Source organism: Vibrio hepatarius (genome assembly GCF_043642085.1).
GTDB lineage: Bacteria > Pseudomonadota > Gammaproteobacteria > Enterobacterales > Vibrionaceae > Vibrio > Vibrio hepatarius_C.
Genome location: NZ_JBHZSA010000019.1, coordinates 1 through 20,321, shown reverse-complemented (window position 1 = coordinate 20,321; position 20,321 = coordinate 1). Strand labels below are relative to the sequence as shown.

Sequence of the window (20,321 nt, the reverse complement as noted above, 5' to 3'; positions counted from 1 at the left end):
GCACAAGGAATATCAATGGCCGTTGAATTGAACGAATTGCGTGATCAAATTGACGCAGTAGACAAACAAATTCTGGATTTATTAGCACAGCGACTCTCTTTAGTTGAGAAAGTCGGTGAAGTGAAAAGTGAGCATGGTTTACCTATCTATGCTCCAGACCGTGAAGCCGCGATGTTGGCTTTGCGCCGTCAAGAGGCTGAAAAGAAAGGTGTACCACCACAGCTGATTGAAGACATTCTTCGCCGTACCATGCGTGAATCCTACACCAGCGAAAAAGACTCAGGCTTTAAATGTCTAAACCCAGAGCTGCGTTCTGTGGTGATTGTTGGTGGTAACGGCCAGCTAGGTGGCTTGTTCGGGCGTATGTTTAAGCTGTCAGGATACAATGTCAAAGTACTGGGCAGTAAAGACTGGGATCAGGCTGACGATATCCTTGCTGATGCAGGCATGGTGGTGGTGACAGTACCGATTCACCTGACCGAAGGTGTGATTGAGAAACTGGGTAAGCTGCCAAAAGATTGTATCTTGTGTGATTTAACCTCGATTAAGTCGAAACCGCTACAAGCGATGATGAAGGTTCACCAAGGTCCAGTTGTCGGTTTACACCCAATGTTTGGTCCAGATGTACCAAGTTTGGCCAAGCAGGTGATTGTCTACTGTGATGGCCGTGGGGAAGAGCATTACCAATGGTTACTGAAGCAGTTCTCTATTTGGGGGGCGAGTCTTTGTCAGATTGATGCCAGTGAGCATGACCACGGCATGACACTGATTCAAGCACTGCGTCACTTTACTTCATTTGCTTATGGTCTCCACCTAAGTCGTGAGAACCCAAACATTGATAAACTGCTGCAATTAAGTTCACCAATCTACCGTCTAGAGCTAGCAATGGTTGGACGCCTGTTTGGTCAAGACCCTAACTTATATGGCGACATCATTCTTTCTTCCGATGAAAACATTGCGATGATCAAACGTTTCCATCGTTGCTTTGGTGAAGCATTAGAAATTCTTGATGGCAAAGATAAGCAAGCCTTTGTCGAGAGCTTTGATCGAGTGAGTGATTGGTTTGGTGATTACTCTAAGCAGTTCTTAGATGAAAGTCAGAACTTGCTAAAACAAGCCAATGATTCGATTCATCGCGGCTAATGAAATTAAACAACAAAAAGAGCGACCAACTTGGTCGCTCTTTTTCTTTAGCCTTGTTTACTGAACAGAGATATTTTCTGGTACTCGTTCAGTTTCGTTCTTCACCGTACTCACGGAACTGTCGTGGTAAGGATTGTTGGTCAGATTAACCTGTAATCGTACCGTATCATCAATCAACTTAACCAGTGGCGCCCATTTCACTTTCTTCTCTTTCTCAAAAAGGTAGTTAAAGTTTTCCGGGGTCCAGTCCATGGTGTATTGAGGGTTTAGTGCTCGACCTAGGAAGTGCACTTCATAATGGAGGTGTGGACCGGTTGAATTGCCTGAGTTACCACAAGTCGCAATCAGGTCACCTTTACTGACAAACTGTCCACTACGCACTTTGAATCTTTGTAGGTGAGCGTAAGAGCTCATAAAACCGAATGAGTGGCGTAAGGTGAGAAAGTTACCATACCCTTTAGAGCTAGGACGAACCGTTTCAATTACGCCGTCGGCAGGGGCGTAAATCTCTTCTCCACGCTTACAAGTTAAGTCGATACCTGTATGTGTATGACGTTTACCTGTGATTGGGTTCGTTCGGCGACCATAGGAAGAAGAGACGCGTAGGTAATTCAGTGGTGAATCATTCGGAATCATGCGAAACATGGTTGCGCGTACGGCGGAGTCAATCGCAGCAGCATCAATACGGTTCTCTAGATTGTTTTCATCAATAGAGTTTTCATCCGCCAAACCGAGCACAGACTCAACATCAAAGACTCGCTTGCCGAGAATGCTGACTTGGTCGCGCTTTTCTTCAAGTTCTTGGGAAAGGTTGTGAGTCTCTTGAACTTGTTCTTGATAAAGAAGTTCAAGGTCTTGTTTCTGTGCCTCGATATCTTCAAGTTGACTGACTAAAAGACGAAACTCTTGTTCGGTTTGGTGCTCTTGTTGCCAACTATAAACACCATAGCCAACCCCCAGAGCAACAGCTCCGATCGTAGCTGTTAAAGACACTAATAGCGTGGTTCGAGAAACGTAGAAATTTTGTATCCCTGATTTGGCAGGGATAGAAATGGTAATATTCTTAGACATAACGAGTTAGATTAGGTGTATTCACCTAGATCAGATAAGTGCTCGATGTCTCTATGTAATAGTTCATCGTCACCTACATTTAATTCAACTAACCGCTTTAAATGCCCGATACTTTCAATATCAATATGATCAATACAAATACGAATCACATTGTTATTAAGTCCAACGATGTTCCCTACAAGCTGGATCGAGACATCACTTCCTGAAAGCGAAAAATCCACATCGACCTGTTTATCACTATCTAGCAATTCTGACTGTTCACTAGTCACCAATAATCCATGTAAGGAAAGGTCACTTATCAAGGCGCTGATCTGAGTTGAGCCTTGAGCTAGAACTGCTTGATTTTGATATACAATTCGTGAAAAACGACGTCGTTCAATCATAACTTTCTCTCTTAATTCCGATTCAGAAGGGTATCAAAATTACAGTGACCACTATGCGTGCTCGTTCGCATTCTTCATGTATATCAATGCCTGACTTAACAGTATTGAGATCGATATAATAAAGGCCGCTAATATTAGCGGCCTTTGCATGAATATCAAGCGATATTATTACTTGGTAATACGCTTGTATTTAATGCGATGTGGTTCCGCAGCTTCTGGACCAAGGGTCTTCTTCAACCACTCCATGTACTCAGTATAGTTACCTTCGTAGAAGTTCACCTGACCTTCGTCACGGTAGTCGATGATGTGAGTCGCGATACGGTCTAGGAACCAACGGTCGTGCGAGATAACCATTGCACAACCAGGGAACTCAAGCAGAGCTTCTTCTAGTGCACGTAGAGTCTCAACATCTAGGTCGTTGGTTGGTTCATCGAGTAGTAATACGTTACCGCCAGCTTTAAGTAGCTTAGCAAGATGGACACGGTTACGCTCACCACCAGACAGCTCGCCGATGATCTTCTGTTGGTCTGAACCTTTGAAGTTAAAGCGTGAACAGTATGCGCGAGCAGGGATTTCGAAGTTGTTGATCTTGATGATATCAGCGCCTTCAGAGATCTCTTGGAATACGGTTTTGCTGTCATCCATTGAGTCACGGAACTGATCAACAGAAGCAAGCTTAACTGTGTCACCCATTTCAATCGTACCAGCGTCTGGTTGCTCAGTGCCGCTTAGCATCTTGAATAGTGTCGATTTACCTGCACCGTTGGCACCGATAATACCGACGATAGCACCTTTAGGCATGCTGAATGATAGGTCATCAATCAGTACACGACCGTCGAACGATTTAGTTAGGTTATTTACTTCGATAACCTTATCACCTAGGCGCTCACCTGGTGGGATAAACAGTTCGTTGGTTTCGTTACGCTTCTGGTGATCGCCACTTTGCAGTTCTTCAAAGCGCGCCATACGAGCTTTTGACTTCGCTTGACGACCTTTAGGGTTTTGGCGAACCCACTCAAGTTCTTTCTCGATAGTCTTTTGACGAGCTTTCTCTTGCGATGCTTCTTGTTGTAGACGTGCATCTTTTTGCTCAAGCCAAGATGTGTAGTTACCTTGCCATGGAATACCTTCACCACGGTCAAGTTCAAGGATCCAGCCCGCAGCGTTATCTAGGAAGTAACGGTCGTGGGTAATCGCAACAACAGTACCAGTGTAATCTACTAGGAAGCGCTCAAGCCAAGCCACTGATTCTGCATCAAGGTGGTTGGTTGGTTCGTCTAGTAGTAGCATGTCTGGTTGTTCTAGCAGTAGACGACAGATAGCAACACGGCGGCGTTCACCACCTGATAAGTGTTCAATCTTAGCATCCCACTCAGGAAGACGTAGTGCATCAGCCGCGCGCTCAAGAGAGTTTTCCAGGTTGTGGCCATCTTTCGCTTGGATAAGCGCTTCTAGCTCGCCTTGCTCTTTTGCTAGCGCATCAAAATCAGCATCAGGTTCAGCGTAAGCTGCGTATACTTCGTCAAGACGCTTCATTGCACCAGCAACATCAGATACGGCTTCTTCAACGATTTCACGAACGGTCTTTGACTCATCCAGTACAGGTTCCTGAGGTAGGTAACCAACATTTAGACCTGGTTGTGGACGTGCTTCACCGTCGATATCTGTATCGATACCCGCCATGATACGCAGTAGCGTCGATTTACCTGCACCGTTTAGACCCAAAACACCGATTTTTGCGCCAGGGAAGAAGCTTAGAGAGATGTCTTTAAGAATTTGTCGCTTTGGTGGCACAACTTTGCTCACGCGCGACATGGTATATACGTATTCAGCCATTGCCGATCGTTCCTAAATAATCAATTTACATAAAGGGTTATTTTATACTAATAGCGCTCAGTTTGTTACCAGAGAAACAACACCTAGTAGTAACAAAGGTTACTGCTGATGAATTTATAGGCAATGGTAAGCATAAAGTCGGCGAAACGTCACAGTAGTGTGAATTTATTAATATTTACACCTAATCGCTTTACACAGATGTTTACAATGAGCATTAATAGGAAATTGCATTAGTATACTCTCAGGATGAGACCATAATGAACCTGACTTTCTCCAAGTCGCTGCAACGCATTCCTTCATCGGTTGTTTTTGTTTCTACGATGACCTGCAGCGCAATCTATGCAACGTCAGCAATGGCTGTCGACCTGCAAACCCAACGTGATATTTATGATCAAGCCCAAACGCTACTCGACTCTCAACAAGTTGCGGAATACCAAAAGATTAGGCCATCGATCGCGGATTATCCTTTGACCCCTTATGTCGACTATCGCAGTTTTTTAGTCGGACTCGGTGAGCGTTCACCTAGTGAGGTCGAGACCTTTATCAAAGACCATTATTCATTCCCGTTTTCGAAACGTATTCGCGCCCCTTATATTGATCAGCTAGCGAAAAAAGGTGAATGGAAAACATTGCTAGAATTCCAGACCAGTGAACCTAGAGGTGAAACCTATCAGTGTCATTATTTCAATGCGAACGCGATAGCCGGTGATAAAGCGCTCGCATTCCAAGGCGCAGAAAAACTCTGGTTGTCGGGTAAAAGCATTGCCGATGCCTGTGACCCGTTGTTTGAGCGTTGGGATAAGGCTGGACTTAAAACTGACCAACTGATCCTTGATCGAATGGTATTGGCATTTCAGTCTCGCAATGGTCGCTTGATGAAATACCTGCAGAAGCAGTTATCGAGTGGCAAAGCTCAGGCGCAAGCGAAGACAATGCTGGATCTGTTTAATAAACCAGAAGCTGTGCTTTCATTTGCTAAAAAGCAGCCCGCAACAGACTTTAATCGCCAGCAAACTAAATTGGCGCTGCAAAAACTCGCTCGTAAAGATGTAGAGCAAGCCCAACAGGTATTTTCTGGCGTTGTGAAAGCGCAAAAGTTCGAGCAACAAGCCAGTCAAAAGTTGGCTGATTATATTGCGCTTAGGTTGATCAATACTGACTCAGACTCATTGGCCAATTGGCGAGATAAGCAAACGGAAAACTCTTCAAGTGATACCTTGATAGAGCGCCGTATTCGTTTGGCTATTCAGCATGCCGATTGGCAAGGCGTGGCGGATTGGATTGCGATACTGCCACAAGCTAAACAGGATAGCTTACGTTGGCAATATTGGTTAGGTCGCAGTGAGCTTGCGCTAGGTCAGCGAACCGCGGGTAAGCAGCGTATGGAGGCAATCATTGGTCAGCGCAATTTCTACAGTGTTGCTGCGGCTAAAGAGCTCAAACGTTCGATTGAGTATCCGACTTCTGAGATCATCCTAGATAAGCAACAAGTCAAAGGCTTTAATAGTGATCTTGTTCGGATTGAAGAGTTGATTGCACGAGATAAAATTGCGGCAGCGAAGAGTGAGTGGAATTGGCTTCTAGAACGTGCCGATAGTTCACAAAAAGAGATGTTAGCGGCATTTGCTTCATTCAAAGGTTGGCACCACCTAACAGTAACAGCGAGCATCAAAGCCAAGATGTGGGATAATATCCATATGCGTTTCCCTGTCGCTCATCGCTGGTGGTTTAATTTTTATGCTGATAAACACAGCATAGATCCAATTACTTTGATGTCTTTGGCAAGACAAGAGAGTGCGCTTGATATTGAAGCCCGTTCGCCAGTGGGTGCGCGCGGCATTATGCAGATCATGCCGTCGACCGCAAAGTACACCGCGAAGAAATACAAACTGAGCTATCAGGGTTCAAAAGACCTTTATCAAGTGGGTAAGAACATCGAAATTGGTAGCCATTACCTCGATGGTTTGTTGGAGCAATACGATAACAATCGAATTTTCGCATTGGCAGCGTATAATGCAGGGCCTAACCGAGTGAAAACTTGGCGTGAGCGTACACAAGGCAAGCTGGACGCTTACGCATTTATTGAGGCAATTCCGTTTAACGAAACCCGAGGCTATGTACAAAACATTTTGATGTTTGAAACATACTACCGAGAGCTTCTTGGCGTGGATGGTGCCTTTTTAAATCAACATGAGTTGAATGCGAAATATTAGTGAGCACCTTATAGATGTCATTAGAGCCAGAGTATAAAGAGTGGCAGCAGATCTTAGATTTGATCAGCGAGAGCAGCCAATCCCAGCAACATGAAATGCTATTAACCATGTTGTTGACCCCTGATGAGCGAGAGGCCTTGGTCGCGCGAGTAAATATCTTTCGTGAATTACTTAAAGGGGATCTATCTCAAAGGCAAATTAGCCAGATGCTAGGTGTGGGGATTGCAACCATTACCCGCGGCTCTAATGAACTGAAATCAAAGAGCGCAGAAGAGAAGCAAGAGATTGCTCAACTTCTAGAAAAGAAAGAAGGGTGCCAATAGGCACCCTTCTTGTTTGTACTACAGATTATAAGTTGGCAGGGAAGTGCTCGGGGTTAACAAATGGAATCAGCGCTAGAATTAACGCCTGATGATATACAGAACTGCGGGTCAGTAAGTCATGAGTCAGTAGACTAATTGCCCCGCCTTTTTGCTTTATGTTCTCGGTAGCAAACACTTCATCCATGACATCACCTAGTTCATTAGCGTGCTGAAGCTTTTCTATGACAACGGGCGGAAGCATCAGGCTCGCTGAGCGTGACTCACCGCGATGAGTTGCAGATTCAATCACCATCCAAGCGAATGTAACACTGCCTTCTATCCCTGCTTCAAGGCCAACATAATAATCGCCATCATTGTATTCTGCTTTCGCGTTTGTAACACGATTTAGCGCGCCTGTATGAGTCTCTTCATTGGTCATTGGCTGGTCGGCCACGCCGCTTGCCACGTTTACACCAATAAATTCAAATGCTTCGTCGCTAAATGATGCCTCAAACGCACTTTTTACTGCGTTAATTTTAGCCGGATTAAGCGAGGCTACAATAACCTTCTTCATGGACATCAAGGTTTCCTTCTTGGGCTTTATGATCATGTTTTAACTGAGCCAAAGAGAGCGGTGGTGATAAATAATAGCCTTGCATATAGTCACATTTGTTTTCGGCCAACCAATGATGCATCTCTTCTGACTCAATGCCTTCGGCGGTTACTATCATAGATTGAGAGTGGCAAAGATCAACTAGCGGTTTTACCACTTGATGATTGTCGGTTTTGATTAAGGTCTCTAAGAATTCGCGATCAAATTTAATCTTCTGCACTGGGTATTCGACCAGTTGGGTAATTGAAGTGTAGCCAGAGCCAAAATCATCAATCGTCAGTTTAAAGCCCATTTGTGCCAACTCATGCAGTAATAAGTAGCTTTGTGAATCTGAAGCGAAGGTTTCCGTTATCTCAAAATCAATCAAGTGAGGTGTCACTGGGTATTGAATCATTAACGATTGAATATCACTGGCCAGTTGTAGTGAATCTAATTCAGCGGAAGATAGATTAATCGACAGATTAATCGGGGCTTCAAAGCAGCTTTGCAGTTTTGAGAAGTCTGTAAAAGCTTGTTTGATAACCCAACGGTCAATGGTACCAAACAGGCCAATTTGCTCTGAAATTGGAATGAACTCGCTTGGATTGACCTTACCTAATAGAGGTGAATCCCAACGTAGCAGAGCTTCAACACCCTTAATGACTTGTCCAGTGCGATCGAAATAGGGTTGGTACAGTAAGGTAAACTCGTTCTCTAAGTCCCCATTTCTCAATGCGCGTTCTACTTGGGCTTGACGGCGAGAAACCTCATCAAGAGCTTTGGAGTAATGGGCAATTTGGTTTTTACCTGCACGCTTGGCTTGATACATCGCGGTATCCGCGTGTGACAGTAGCTTAGCGAGCTTATTGCCATCTTCTGGAAACGAAGCAATGCCGATACTGGCAGTGATAGGAAAATTACCAATTGAACTATAAGCCGGGTTTTGAATTGGCTCTAGCACCGCTTGAGCTAAGTTATCTGCATAGTTAGTGTTGTGGGCAGAGGCAATAAAGATGGCAAATTCATCCCCAGACAGTCGAGAGGCTAAGCATTTAATTCCGTGACGGCGTTCGTATTCAAGACTGATACGTTTGATATGTTCAGCAAAGCTCACCAGCAGCGAGTCGCCAATGTGGTGGCCATACTTATCATTGACGTACTTAAAGTTGTCGAGGTCGATATACAAAATCCAAGCAAACTTATGGGCTAGCTTTTGCGCGAGAGCACACTCGACATAGGTTTGGAATTGATATCGATTAGCCAATTGAGTGAGGTGATCATTTTCCGCCATCGCTTTGGTTTTCTGATAGCTAGAATTGAGCTCTTTGTACATGTCATAGAAACGAATCGATAGGCGGCCAATCTCATTGTCGCTGTTAAGCTTTTCAATATTGCTACGTCTTTTCATCTCAACATCTTGCAGCTGACGATCAAGGTGAGTAATAGGTTTAATCACATGGCGGTAGAGCAAAAATAGCAGGATGAGTACCGTAACTAATGACGAGGCGCCAAATGACATCAGCAATCGTTGTTCTATTTTGGCTAACTTCTCCGTTGTAAGGTATTGAGCGGGATCGAGAATGGCATGAAGGCCTGGTTTGAGTTCTACCGATTGTGATAGCCCTGATTTGATCACGGGTTCACCTGCAAAGAAGATACTACTATCGTTATCAAACTCTAAGATGTGTTTAAGTTGGTCGAACTTTTCTAAAGATAAGGAAACAACGATGAAAAAGATCTGATCTTTATTGTAGCTAAGCGGGGAGACTAACGTGCTCCTGTCTAACACATCATAGCGCACCAATATGCTTTGTCCCTGATAGCTTTTGGCAAAGCCTGTATAGGAGTTATGTCCGGTATCTTGGTAAATGTTCTTAACGTAATTTAAGACGTTTTCATCAAGGGAAGCAAAAGGGTCAGTTTGATTGTCCGCATAAAACTGAATGTTCTGGTTACTATCAACGATGGCGACGGCAATATCATCTTGTATGTTAGCTTGTAAGTTTTCAATCGTTGTCTGTAGGTTGCTAATCAGTTTCATCTCTCGGTAGGGATTGTCCCCTTGACCGAAATAATTACGGATAATGTCGCTCTTCGTTAGAGTTAAAGAATAACTGTTGATTAGAGCTAATGATTGACGAAAGTGTCCAGCAAGTTTCTCCATAGAAAGCTGTAGGTAACTGTTTTCTCGTTTAATTAGCGCATCTTTTTGATTGATATAAATGCTATAGCTAGAGACAGCTGCACTTAACATAATCACTGGCGCGACAAGTAATAATACTCTAGTGTTTAGCTTCATGACGTTTCAGTAACTGGTTAATCATTTTTACTCTCATACTGATATTTTCTGCCGAGAGTTCACTATCTATTCTGGCGTTTTTCATACGCTCTTGTGATGGGAACAATGATGCATCATCTAAATACCAATCAGGTAATAGTTCTATAGCACTTAAGTTGGGAGTAGCAGCTTTGATATCGGTTGCATTCTTTGCAGCAACACTGGGATCCATCAAGTAGTTTAAAAATGCTTTCGCGGCTTGTTTATTTTCGGAATGGCTAGCGACGGCTAGACAATCAACCCAAAGAAACATTTCACCGTCAGGGATGACATAGTCCCATTTATTTTGACCAAAGAAGCGATTTAATGAGTACTGATCGCCACTGTAAGCCAAAGCGATTTGCAGCTGATTAGGGTCCGACTGACTGCGGATATAACTCAGGATGTACTCGTATGTTAAGACGCTATCATTGAACGCCATGATCGTCGCATAAGCGGCTTGAAGTTCTCTAGAGCTGGCAGTGGTAGGGGATAAACCTAAGCTATAGAAAATAGGTAAAAAGGTCTCGATACTGTCGTTGATTAATCCTATCTTGCCCGTCCATTCATCACTCGGGTGGACGAACTCTTGCCATGTTAAAGGTGGGGATTGAATCAGGTCTTTTCGGTAGGCAATCCCAACAGTGCCCCAGAAGTAAGGGATAGCATGAGTACCACAAGCTTGGTTCCACTGACTTTTATTGTGCGCTCGATTGGCGAGATGGGACAAATCTTCAAATGAGCCCAGCCTACCATATATCTGAGCGGATACGTTATCCAGAACCACAATATCAAATGGCAGTTGGACACTCTTCATCATCAATAAGCTTCGTTCATCATCATTATCAAAATGAGACAGTGTGATAGGCACACCGGTTTGTTTTTCCCAATCACTTCGGACGTTAGGTGACAAGGTGTCTTCCCACATATAAATGTTGAGAGGAGTTTCAGAGGCGAAGCTAATAGAGCTGACAAATAAGAATAGTGATAAGAAAGGAACTCTCATACTGACTAGGTATTACCTTTTGAATAAATCTGAAGGGACAGGCTTATCAGAGTCAGTGAATTCGAGCTGACACAACACTAATATGCAACTTAATATCCAACGATACTAAAAATATTAATAAAATGTGTCAGCTAGGAGAGTGTATTTATTTGACCTGCGTAGGTTTATTTATTGTAATTTTACCTGAGTTGGTTTCACATTTTCGCTTGGGTAGCAGCCCAATACTTTCAAATGTTTGGTGATTTTAGTTAGCTCATTGAGTGCTTGTTGCATCTGAACTGAGTCTAAATGCGACTCTAAGTCGACATAAAACATCTCTTCCCAAGGATTCCCCATGATTGGACGCGACTCTAGTTTAGTCATATTAATACTGTAGCGCTGCAGTACTAATAACGTCTCAACCAATGAGCCAGCATCTTGAGACGTTGACATGATTAGTGTCGTTTTCGCTGGGATCTGCGCAGAGACTTCGACTGGTTTACGTGCAACAACGATAAAGCGGGTGTGGTTTTCTGTTTGATTGGCGATATTGCTCTGGATTGGCTGTAGACCATACAGTTTGCCACTTGACGCATTACCAATGGCCGCGACGTCTGTACGCATCATATCTTTCACTTTTCGCATCGCATCAGCAGTGCTTGCACATGATTCAAGCTTTACACCATCGAGCTTGCTCAAAAACTCACTGCATTGCGCATGTGGCTGAGGGTGCGAGTAGAGCGTTTTGATCTCTTCTAGTCTTAAGTCTGCGGTAGCAACTAAGCAGTGCTCAATCGGTAATGTTAGCTCGCCAACAATGTAAAGCGTGGTGTGTTGCAGTAAATCATACACTTCATTGATCGAGCCAGAGCTTGTGTTCTCGATAGGTAGAACGCCGTAGTCAGCGTGGCCTGATTCTACGGTGTTGGTGACTTCTTTAAAGTGTTCGCAGTTGAGTTCGATAAGCTCTGTATTCTTACGACTGAAGTACTCACGGCTTGCTAAGTGAGAATATGAACCTTTAGAGCCTAGGAAAGCGACGCGTGCTAAGGGTTTACGGCTAAGCTCTGGGTTAGCTAGGTTTTGTAGGTACGACTGCTGAAGAAGAACCGAGTCTTCGATAATGGTGTGGAATAGCTTAGTGATGTATTGTGCATCAAGGTCGTATTTCTGATAGCCGTTATTGATCAACTTAACCAGCAATTGCTGTTCTCTGTCGGCATCACGGACTGGCTTTGATGTTTGGACTTTACTTTTTGCCACTTCAATACTCATTTGACGACGCTCCGACAACAGCTTCAGCAGTTGGTCATCCAGTTCATTTAATCGTAAGCGTATTTCTTCAAGCGAGTATTTTTGGTCAGTCATCCTAGTATTCCTCATAAAAAAGCCTCCCTTTGGGAGGCTTTCTGTTCGTTTTTGACTTATCTTTCGAAAACGAGAGAGCCTCCAAGCCTAGTGGAGAAAAAATAAGTCAAAAAAGAACAGAGTTGTGTTGTGCATATTCATAGGCTTTGTTGTGAATCTTTAAACACCATAAGCAACCGAGAATGGAGCGTCAAGCAAAAAAATAGCGCCATTCGGCGCTATTTTTCTCAATCCTCTAATTTTATATTTCTATTCCACTTCTTCTTCCAGCTCAGGCTTGTCTGTACGACGTGCTTCTGGCTTGTGGCGTAGTTTGTTTAGCTGACGTTCTAGTTTCTGTTCTACCTCGTTAACGGCAGCGTATAAATCTTCGTGTGTTGCGGATGCGATAAGTTGGCCTTTCGGTACAGTAATTACAGCTTCAAATTTTTTCTGCTTATTTGGTTCTTCGCTGAAGCTTGCCTGACAACCGATGATATCTACTTGCCACTTTTCTAGCTTTTTAAACTTGCTCTCAATGTGAGTGCGGATTGCAGAGGTGATGTCGATGTTTTTACCAGTGATGTTTACTTTCATAGATGTTTTCCTCTGTGTCATCCCTCATGGGTTAACTCCAGATTACTTATCCCATGGAGAAATGATGTGATATAGATCACTATTTTGATGGTGTTTTTATTAGCTAAATTCAAACGTGATCTATCTCAAAGTGTGTGACTATTTTGCGTCGAAAAAGCTTGTTTCGTTTACAAAACTCATTAGATTGGAAGAGGTAAGCAACTAAAAATCATCTGTTTTTTAGTGGCTTAATACGACCTGATAAAAAGCACTGATTAGGATTTGACCATCCAACATTTGTGAATTGAATTCCAGATTTCTCAACGCTTTATTTTCCTCCCCCTTTCTGACTTTGTACTAGTCATCAATCACTAGTGACGGTGAGTTTTGATGATTTTGTGTCGCTTGAGATTCCCTGACTTGTTTTAAAGCATTCAGTTGCTTGTAGATAATGAAATAACGATTGATGTTCGAGACATAATGGACTGGCTCACGACCGATATTTCTCCTCGCCATTATTTCGACGTTGCGAAACCACTTATTAGGGTCATAGCCATTTCTCTCCGCTAGGCGGCGCATTTTGCGGATATTCGCTGGGCCAGCGTTATAGGCGGCAAGTGAAAAGTAGACTTGATCTTCAGGTAGAATCGACTCATCACTAAAGTAACGATCTTTGATAAAACGCATATACTTCACACCAGCATGGATGTTGTTTTCGACTTGGTAGATGTCGGGGATGTTGACGTTGGGATCTTTGGCAGTGCTTGGCAGAACTTGCATCACCCCTACGGCCCCTTTGTGTGACACTTTACTTTGGTCTAAACCTGATTCTTGGAAGCCCTGAGCAGATATCATCAATGAGTCGAAACTGTATTGCTCAGAGTAGATTTCAAATATCTCTGATAGTGACTCTAATTTGGTAATGTATTGAGGGTTTAACACCCGCTTGAGCCATTTGGTGTTATCCAGATATTTGCCATAGATAACGTTTCCCAAAAGTGTGCCTGAACGATACTTTTTCAAGTATTGATTGACGAAAGCTTCCAATTTAGGGCTGTTTTTTCTCATTGCCCAAGCAATTTGGCCCTCTTCGCGAAGTGGAATCGCATCATGGACTTGGATGTTATTCATTACTTTGAGCCAAAGTTCGGTTTTGTGGCTATCTAAAATAGTGGCAGGAAGGTGCCCTTGATTCACTAATTCAATCAACTCTAAGTCTTGTAGCGTTTCTTCGATAAAGCGAACAACGACAGGAGCTTTTCCGTGTTTATCTAGCTCTTTATTGAGTTTTTGCAAGCTTTCGAAGTAGCTTGAACTGGCACGTACCCAGATCTCCTTACCACTTAGTGACCAAAGCGAATCGATAGGTGGATGGCTTTTATGGGTGACGAGTAACTCATCGACTTTTTTCAACACAGGAGCACTAAAGTCGACCTGTTCCTTTCTGGCTGAGGTAATCGTCAGGTTAGCCACCACTAAATCGCCAAAGCCTTTTTCTAGTGAAGGCAGCAGTTCATCTCTATGAACCGGAATGACTTGAAGGTTAAAGTAAGAAGAGCGCTGTCTTAGCTCTTTTTCAAAGTGGTATAAGAGTTCAGCTAAGATACCTTTTGGTTTGCCACCTTCGACATAGTAAAAACCGAGATCAGCCGAGACAAGCACTCGGATCACGCCTTTTTTTTCAAGCGCAGGCAGATCACCCATGTAGGGTTGTTTTTGTAGCGGAGACAAAGATAGCGCGCTCGATTGACCGGCCGATAAGCTAAAGATTAAGGCAAGAAAAATTACTCGTAGCATGAAACACCTCTAAACCACATTGATTAAAATGTAGTCCGAAAGTAAAGCTCACGCAAAATACTGGATATAAAAAAACGCCTCTGCTTAGAGGCGTTTTTTTCTTATTTTATAGCTGCTTATTGAGGGTTTAGTTCAATCAACTTCTCAGTGCGCTCAATGGCATCTGGCAGGTTAAGCTGTTTATACGCTTCAAGCTGAATCTCAAGCGACTTTCGAGCGGCTTCAGTATTCGGGTAGGTTTTTTGAAGCTCTTGAGTACGATTGATTGCTGCAATCCATGCTTCTCTGCGCAAGTAGAAATCTGCTGTTGCTAAGTCATATTCAGCTAGGCGATTTTTTAGAGCGTACATGCGCTTTTGCGAGTCTTCTGCATATGGGCTAGAAGGGTATCGTTCAAGGAGCTTTTTAAAATCAGCAAACGCCTTTTTAACCGGTTCAGGGTCACGATCGCTACGATCGACATTGAACAAGTCATGCATGAAGTTTCGGTCTTGTGCCATATGAGTAAGGCCGCGCATGTAAAGTACCCAGTCTAATTTCTCGTGGGTAGGGTTCAAGCGCATAAAGCGTTCGATAGTTGCAAGACCTAAAGCAAGATCATCATTTTTGTAGTAGGCGTAGATCAAGTCTAACTGAACTTGCTCAGAGTAAGCACCAAACGGGTAACGAGAATCTAGCGCCTCTAGCTTTTCAATTGCAGTTAGCCAGTTACCACTTTGAAGCGAAATCTGTGCATCTGAGTAGAGCTCAGATGGTGGCACGTCTGGAACAACTTCTTCGCTGCTAGAGCAGCCAACCAGTAGTGATAATGCCAACAAGCCAGATAAAGTATGCTTTTTCATGTCAGGATTCGATTCCTTGAGATAAATATTTTAGTTGCTTCCGTTACTTTCTAAGCAGTAACAGATACAATGTCCAATAGTACATTTTTCCACAGTAGTGACAATTAGTCTCACAGTTTTTAAAAAAGTTCGATATGGCTCAGCAGATTGAATTAACAAATACAGTAAAAGATAGCCAATTAGGTCAACGCCTAGATCAAGCTATCGCCGAATTATTCGCTGACTTTTCTCGCTCGCGCCTAAAGGAATGGTTGCTTGGCGGTAAAGTTAAAGTTAACGGTGAAGTGATTACAAAGCCTCGCACCAAGGTTATGGGTGGCGAGGAAATCACCCTGCAAGCGGAACTTGAAGATGAAGAGCGTTGGGAAGCGCAAGACATCCCGCTGGATATCGTTTATGAAGATGACGATATTTTAGTGATCAACAAACCTCGTGGTTTTGTTGTTCACCCGGGTGCGGGTACGCCAGATGGTACCGTGCTTAATGCTCTGCTATACCACTACCCAAATATCGCGGAAGTTCCTCGCGCGGGTATCGTGCACCGTCTCGATAAAGATACGACCGGTTTGATGGTGGTGGCGAAAACCGTCCCAGCCCAAACTCGTTTAGTTCGTGCGCTACAGAAAAAACGTAACTTTGTACGTGAATATGAAGCTATCGCGATTGGTCGCATGACCGCTGGTGGACGAGTAGAGCAACCAATCGGTCGCCACTCAACCAAGCGAACCTTGATGGCGGTAACGCCTACGGGTAAGCCTGCAATTACTCATTACCGTGTTGCGGAACACTTCCGTGAGCATACGCGTATCCGTTTACGCCTAGAAACAGGTCGTACTCACCAGATTCGTGTTCATATGTCTTACTTGCAACATCCTCTATTAGGGGATACCGCATACGGCGGTCGTGCACGTATTCCAAGTGGCGCATCAGAAGAGCTAGCGAACCACATTCGCAGCTTTGATCGTCAAGCGCTTCATGCGGTAATGCTTAAGTTTGAGCACCCAATTACAGGCGAAGAAGTGGAGTTTCATGCTCCAGTGCCTGACGATATGATCGAAATGGCAGAAGCACTGCGTCAAGATACTCAAGAACACGGCTTAAAAGACGAGTTTTAAGTATGGAAATGATCATCCCTAACTGGCCTGCCAAAAAACAGGTTAAAGCCATCGCGTCGACAAGAGTTGGTGGCTTTTCGATTGGTCCGTACCAAGGGCTAAACCTGGGCACTCATGTTGGGGATGAGCAATCTACCGTAGTGAAAAACCGCGCTGACTTAGCGCTAGCGGCAAACATGCCATCAGCACCTATATGGCTAAACCAAACGCATTCTACCGTAGTGGAAGATGCATTTGAGCCAACAGAACAAGTGGTAGATGCCGATGGCCTGTTTACAGCTTCTGCTGGTGTGGTTTGCTCTGCGATGACAGCAGATTGTCTTCCAGTGTTGCTTACCAATATAGAGGGCACCCAAGTGGCTGCCGTTCATGCAGGTTGGCGTGGCTTAGCAAATGGTATTGTAGAAAATGCGGTTGCTAAGTTTGATGGTGAAGTCATGGCTTGGATTGGCCCTGCAATTGGTCTGGCTGCATTTGAAGTTGGCCAAGATGTTGTTGATGCTTTTACTTCAGTGATTCTTGAGGCCGAGCAAGCGTTCACCGCTAAGTTTGAACAGGGAAAGTGGCTTGCTGATATGAATATGTTGGTGACGCAACGACTCAATAGTGTCGGTGTTGATCAAGTGTACTACAGCAATCTGTGTACATTTGAAGATGCTAACCGTTTCTACTCTTATCGCCGAGACGGGATAACTGGTCGACAAGCAACTTTTATCTGGATAGAAAAATAATCGTCTATTTTCATAACGGAAAGCGACGAACTCCCCTTGAAAATCCCTCAAAGCGTATCCATCTTTCATACTGATTAGTTATTTTTTTCTCAGTTGAGGTAGGAAGGTAGATATGCGTCTTGACAGATTTACTAGCAAATTCCAAATCGCTATATCTGACGCTCAGTCGCTTGCTTTAGGTCGTGACCATCAATACATCGAACCTGTGCATTTGATGGTCGCATTAATGGACCAAAATGGTAGTCCGATTCGTCCACTGCTGACGATGCTCAATGTCGATATTACGCATTTGCGCTCTAAGTTAAGCGAGATTTTAGATCGTTTACCTAAGGTGAGTGGTATTGGAGGTGACGTACAGTTGTCGAGTGCGATGGGCACTATGTTTAACCTGTGTGATAAGGTAGCTCAAAAGCGCCAGGACTCCTACATCTCATCTGAAGTCTTTCTACTTGCTGCATTGGAAGATAAAGGCCCCCTTGGTTCTTTACTCAAAGAGTCAGGCTTAACCGAAGCTAAATTATCTGAAGCGATTGATAAGGTCCGTGGTGGTCAGAAAATTGATGACCCGAATGCTGAAGAGCTCCGTCAAGCCCTAGAAAAGTTTACTATCGATCTGACCGAACGAGCTGAGCAAGGCAAACTTGACCCAGTTATCGGCCGTGATGACGAGATTCGTCGCACTATTCAAGTCTTGCAACGCCGCACTAAAAATAACCCGGTCATTATTGGTGAACCAGGGGTGGGTAAAACGGCGATTGTTGAAGGCTTGGCTCAGCGAATCATCAATAATGAAGTACCAGAAGGATTACGTGGTCGCCGAGTGCTCTCTTTAGATATGGGCGCTTTAGTTGCGGGTGCGAAATATCGTGGTGAGTTTGAAGAACGCTTAAAATCGGTATTGAACGAACTGTCAAAAGAAGAGGGTAACATCATCCTCTTTATTGATGAGATTCATACTATGGTTGGAGCAGGCAAAGGTGAAGGCTCAATGGATGCCGGAAATATGCTTAAGCCTGCTTTAGCACGAGGAGAGCTGCACTGTGTGGGTGCAACGACACTTGATGAATACCGCCAGTACATTGAAAAAGATCCTGCTCTTGAGCGACGCTTTCAAAAAGTCATCGTTGATGAGCCTAGTGTCGAAGATACCGTCGCTATCCTACGTGGCTTGAAAGAACGTTATGAACTGCACCACCATGTGGAAATTACCGATCCTGCCATTGTTGCGGCGGCGAGTTTGTCTCATCGTTATGTATCTGATCGCCAACTACCAGATAAAGCGATCGATTTGATTGATGAAGCGGCTTCAAGTATCCGTATGCAAATCGACTCTAAACCAGAGTCATTGGATAAGTTAGAGCGCAAAATCATTCAGTTGAAAATAGAACAGCAAGCGCTGACTAATGAACATGATGAAGCGAGTGAGAAGCGCTTAACCATCCTAAATGATGAGCTTAATGAAAAAGAACGCGCGTTTGCTGAACTCGAAGAAGTTTGGAATGCGGAGAAAGCGGCTCTGTCTGGTACGCAACATATCAAATCAGAGCTAGAACAAGCACGTATGGATATGGAGTTCGCGCGACGTGCTGGTGATTTGAATCGGATGTCGGAACTGCAATACGGACGTATTCCTGAATTAGAGAAACAGTTAGATCTTGCGACTCAAGCTGAGATGCAAGAAATGACATTGCTGCGAAATAAAGTTACCGACAACGAAATTGCCGATGTGCTCTCTAAGCAGACGGGCATACCTGTCTCTAAAATGCTCGAAGCAGAGAAAGAGAAACTACTGCGCATGGAAGAGGTGCTGCATAAACGTGTCATAGGCCAGGCCGAAGCAGTAGAAGTGGTTGCTAATGCGATTCGACGCAGTCGTGCTGGCTTATCAGACCCAAATCAGCCGATTGGTTCGTTCCTCTTTTTGGGACCAACGGGCGTCGGTAAGACTGAACTATGTAAAACATTAGCTAACTTCATGTTCGATAGTGAAGATGCGATGGTTCGTATCGATATGTCGGAATTTATGGAGAAACATTCGGTGGCACGCTTAGTGGGTGCACCTCCTGGCTATGTTGGCTATGAAGAAGGTGGCTACCTTACAGAAGCTGTGCGCCGTAAACCTTACTCTGTGATCTTGTTAGATGAAGTAGAGAAGGCTCACCCGGATGTATTCAATATACTGCTGCAAGTTTTAGATGATGGTCGCTTAACGGATGGACAGGGGCGAACGGTCGATTTTCGTAATACGGTCGTTATTATGACTTCAAATCTGGGTTCAGCGCGTATTCAAGAAAACTTTGCCACACTCGATTACCAAGGTATGAAAGAACAAGTGATGGATGTTGTGAGCAAACATTTCCGCCCCGAGTTCTTAAACCGCGTGGATGAGAGCGTTGTCTTCCATCCACTTGGCCAAGAGCATATTAAGTCGATTGCCGCTATACAGCTTTTGAGACTTTCAAAACGTATGGAAGAGAAAGGTTACTCACTGGATGTATCGGACAAAGCGCTAGATCTGATAGCGCAAGTTGGTTTCGATCCGGTATATGGTGCAAGGCCATTAAAGCGCGCAATTCAGCAAAGTGTCGAAAACCCGCTTGCTAAAGCGATTCTTGCGGGCAAGGTAATACCAGACAAACCGGTAAAACTATTGGTTAGCAACGATCAGATAATTGCGCATCAATAGTTTTTTCCAAAGTAATAGATAAAGAAGGGCCTAATTTTAGGCCCTTTTGTGTTCTTTTTACGCTTATTGATGGATTGTTGAGCTAACGACGTAAAAAAAGCATTTTTTTTGAAAACAAGGGTTGTGCTTAGTTCGGAACTCCCTATAATGCGCCTCCGTTGTCACGGGAAACCAAGCTAACAAGCAATGACAACAACGGCGGTGAAAGTTAAATGATAATTTTCGAAGAAATAACGAAAAAAGTGTTTGACACAATAAGTTATCTCGATAAAATGGCCGTCCGTTTTGAGCAGAGCCCAAAACGAAGTTCTTTAAAAATATAGACCTATCAATCTGTGTGGGCACTCGTTGATGATAATCCAATTAGAAATTCCTCTTAATAAAG

General features: G+C 43.9%; 16 protein-coding genes and 1 other annotated feature. Of the genes, 6 read left to right on the top strand and 10 right to left on the bottom strand.

Going from position 1 to position 20,321, the window contains the following annotated elements:
* The first annotated feature begins 15 nt into the window (after positions 1-15).
* Positions 16-1,143, top strand: a complete 1,128-nt coding sequence (gene tyrA, locus ACHUFZ_RS20165; RefSeq protein WP_394128555.1) for a bifunctional chorismate mutase/prephenate dehydrogenase — start codon at positions 16-18, stop codon at positions 1,141-1,143.
* A 57-nt stretch (positions 1,144-1,200) separates the two neighbouring features.
* Here the strand turns inward: tyrA and ACHUFZ_RS20160 are convergent, their stop codons facing one another.
* The 3 genes from ACHUFZ_RS20160 to ettA all read right to left on the bottom strand — a co-directional run bounded on the left by ACHUFZ_RS20160 (position 1,201) and on the right by ettA (position 4,433).
* Positions 1,201-2,214: a M23 family metallopeptidase gene (locus ACHUFZ_RS20160; RefSeq protein ID WP_394128554.1), complete on the bottom strand. Its 1,014-nt coding sequence runs from the start codon at positions 2,212-2,214 to the stop codon at positions 1,201-1,203.
* Positions 2,215-2,225: 11 nt separating this feature from the next.
* On the bottom strand, positions 2,226-2,597 hold the full coding sequence (locus ACHUFZ_RS20155; protein WP_394128553.1) for a PilZ domain-containing protein: 372 nt from the start codon (positions 2,595-2,597) through the stop codon (positions 2,226-2,228).
* Between the two features lie 168 nt (positions 2,598-2,765).
* The gene (gene ettA / locus ACHUFZ_RS20150) at positions 2,766-4,433 is read right to left on the bottom strand and encodes an energy-dependent translational throttle protein EttA (RefSeq protein ID WP_134835967.1); all 1,668 of its coding nucleotides are present in this window, start codon (positions 4,431-4,433) and stop codon (positions 2,766-2,768) included.
* A 257-nt stretch (positions 4,434-4,690) separates the two neighbouring features.
* Here ettA and sltY point away from each other — a divergent pair, with 257 nt between their 5' ends.
* Positions 4,691-6,646: a murein transglycosylase gene (gene sltY / locus ACHUFZ_RS20145; protein WP_394128552.1), complete on the top strand. Its 1,956-nt coding sequence runs from the start codon at positions 4,691-4,693 to the stop codon at positions 6,644-6,646.
* 14 nt (positions 6,647-6,660) lie between these two features.
* Positions 6,661-6,969: a trp operon repressor gene (gene trpR, locus ACHUFZ_RS20140; RefSeq protein WP_134836057.1), complete on the top strand. Its 309-nt coding sequence runs from the start codon at positions 6,661-6,663 to the stop codon at positions 6,967-6,969.
* A 25-nt stretch (positions 6,970-6,994) separates the two neighbouring features.
* Here the strand turns inward: trpR and yjjX are convergent, their stop codons facing one another.
* The 7 genes from yjjX to ACHUFZ_RS20105 form a co-directional block, all read right to left on the bottom strand.
* Positions 6,995-7,522, bottom strand: a complete 528-nt coding sequence (gene yjjX / locus ACHUFZ_RS20135; RefSeq protein ID WP_394128564.1) for an inosine/xanthosine triphosphatase — start codon at positions 7,520-7,522, stop codon at positions 6,995-6,997.
* Positions 7,494-9,839, bottom strand: a complete 2,346-nt coding sequence (locus tag ACHUFZ_RS20130) for a putative bifunctional diguanylate cyclase/phosphodiesterase (protein WP_394128551.1) — start codon at positions 9,837-9,839, stop codon at positions 7,494-7,496. The genes yjjX and ACHUFZ_RS20130 overlap by 29 nt, the downstream gene beginning before the upstream one ends.
* Complete coding sequence (locus ACHUFZ_RS20125; protein WP_394128550.1) at positions 9,823-10,863, bottom strand: polyamine ABC transporter substrate-binding protein; 1,041 nt, start codon at positions 10,861-10,863, stop codon at positions 9,823-9,825. The genes ACHUFZ_RS20130 and ACHUFZ_RS20125 overlap by 17 nt, the downstream gene beginning before the upstream one ends.
* Positions 10,864-11,031: 168 nt before the next feature.
* Entirely contained in the window at positions 11,032-12,210 is a 1,179-nt protein-coding gene (pheA, locus tag ACHUFZ_RS20120) for a prephenate dehydratase (RefSeq protein ID WP_394128549.1), read from the bottom strand.
* 12 nt (positions 12,211-12,222) lie between these two features.
* Positions 12,223-12,342 (bottom strand) — a sequence feature (Phe leader region).
* Between the two features lie 117 nt (positions 12,343-12,459).
* Positions 12,460-12,786, bottom strand: a complete 327-nt coding sequence (gene hpf, locus ACHUFZ_RS20115; protein WP_004410314.1) for a ribosome hibernation-promoting factor, HPF/YfiA family — start codon at positions 12,784-12,786, stop codon at positions 12,460-12,462.
* 336 nt (positions 12,787-13,122) lie between these two features.
* Positions 13,123-14,562 (bottom strand): MltF family protein, encoded by a 1,440-nt coding sequence (locus ACHUFZ_RS20110; RefSeq protein WP_394128548.1) that lies wholly within the window; start codon positions 14,560-14,562, stop codon positions 13,123-13,125.
* A gap of 116 nt (positions 14,563-14,678) precedes the next feature.
* Positions 14,679-15,404, bottom strand: coding sequence for an outer membrane protein assembly factor BamD (locus tag ACHUFZ_RS20105; RefSeq protein WP_394128547.1), 726 nt, complete (start codon positions 15,402-15,404; stop codon positions 14,679-14,681).
* Between the two features lie 134 nt (positions 15,405-15,538).
* On the opposite strand from ACHUFZ_RS20105, the gene rluD reads away from it, so the two are divergent.
* The 3 genes from rluD (at position 15,539) to clpB (ending at position 19,936) form a co-directional block, all read left to right on the top strand.
* Entirely contained in the window at positions 15,539-16,519 is a 981-nt protein-coding gene (gene rluD / locus ACHUFZ_RS20100; RefSeq protein ID WP_394128546.1) for a 23S rRNA pseudouridine(1911/1915/1917) synthase RluD, read from the top strand.
* A 2-nt stretch (positions 16,520-16,521) separates the two neighbouring features.
* Positions 16,522-17,250 carry a peptidoglycan editing factor PgeF gene (gene pgeF, locus ACHUFZ_RS20095; protein WP_394128545.1) on the top strand — a complete coding sequence of 243 codons (729 nt, stop codon included), beginning with the start codon at positions 16,522-16,524 and terminating at the stop codon, positions 17,248-17,250.
* A 112-nt stretch (positions 17,251-17,362) separates the two neighbouring features.
* A complete protein-coding gene (gene clpB, locus ACHUFZ_RS20090) occupies positions 17,363-19,936 on the top strand; it encodes an ATP-dependent chaperone ClpB (protein ID WP_394128544.1) in 2,574 nt (857 codons plus the stop codon).
* Positions 19,937-20,321 lie beyond the last annotated feature (385 nt).

Coding starts and splice junctions, on each gene's coding strand:
- trpR (WP_134836057.1), top strand. CDS start 6,661: ATGTCATTAGAGCCAGAGTATAAAGAGTGGCAGCAGATCTTAGATTTG.
- ACHUFZ_RS20110 (WP_394128548.1), bottom strand. CDS start 14,562: ATGCTACGAGTAATTTTTCTTGCCTTAATCTTTAGCTTATCGGCCGGT.
- tyrA (WP_394128555.1), top strand. CDS start 16: ATGGCCGTTGAATTGAACGAATTGCGTGATCAAATTGACGCAGTAGAC.
- clpB (WP_394128544.1), top strand. CDS start 17,363: ATGCGTCTTGACAGATTTACTAGCAAATTCCAAATCGCTATATCTGAC.
- ACHUFZ_RS20125 (WP_394128550.1), bottom strand. CDS start 10,863: ATGAGAGTTCCTTTCTTATCACTATTCTTATTTGTCAGCTCTATTAGC.
- pheA (WP_394128549.1), bottom strand. CDS start 12,210: ATGACTGACCAAAAATACTCGCTTGAAGAAATACGCTTACGATTAAAT.
- rluD (WP_394128546.1), top strand. CDS start 15,539: ATGGCTCAGCAGATTGAATTAACAAATACAGTAAAAGATAGCCAATTA.
- ACHUFZ_RS20155 (WP_394128553.1), bottom strand. CDS start 2,597: ATGATTGAACGACGTCGTTTTTCACGAATTGTATATCAAAATCAAGCA.
- yjjX (WP_394128564.1), bottom strand. CDS start 7,522: ATGAAGAAGGTTATTGTAGCCTCGCTTAATCCGGCTAAAATTAACGCA.
- ACHUFZ_RS20160 (WP_394128554.1), bottom strand. CDS start 2,214: ATGTCTAAGAATATTACCATTTCTATCCCTGCCAAATCAGGGATACAA.
- ettA (WP_134835967.1), bottom strand. CDS start 4,433: ATGGCTGAATACGTATATACCATGTCGCGCGTGAGCAAAGTTGTGCCA.
- ACHUFZ_RS20105 (WP_394128547.1), bottom strand. CDS start 15,404: ATGAAAAAGCATACTTTATCTGGCTTGTTGGCATTATCACTACTGGTT.
- pgeF (WP_394128545.1), top strand. CDS start 16,522: ATGGAAATGATCATCCCTAACTGGCCTGCCAAAAAACAGGTTAAAGCC.
- ACHUFZ_RS20130 (WP_394128551.1), bottom strand. CDS start 9,839: ATGAAGCTAAACACTAGAGTATTATTACTTGTCGCGCCAGTGATTATG.
- hpf (WP_004410314.1), bottom strand. CDS start 12,786: ATGAAAGTAAACATCACTGGTAAAAACATCGACATCACCTCTGCAATC.
- sltY (WP_394128552.1), top strand. CDS start 4,691: ATGAACCTGACTTTCTCCAAGTCGCTGCAACGCATTCCTTCATCGGTT.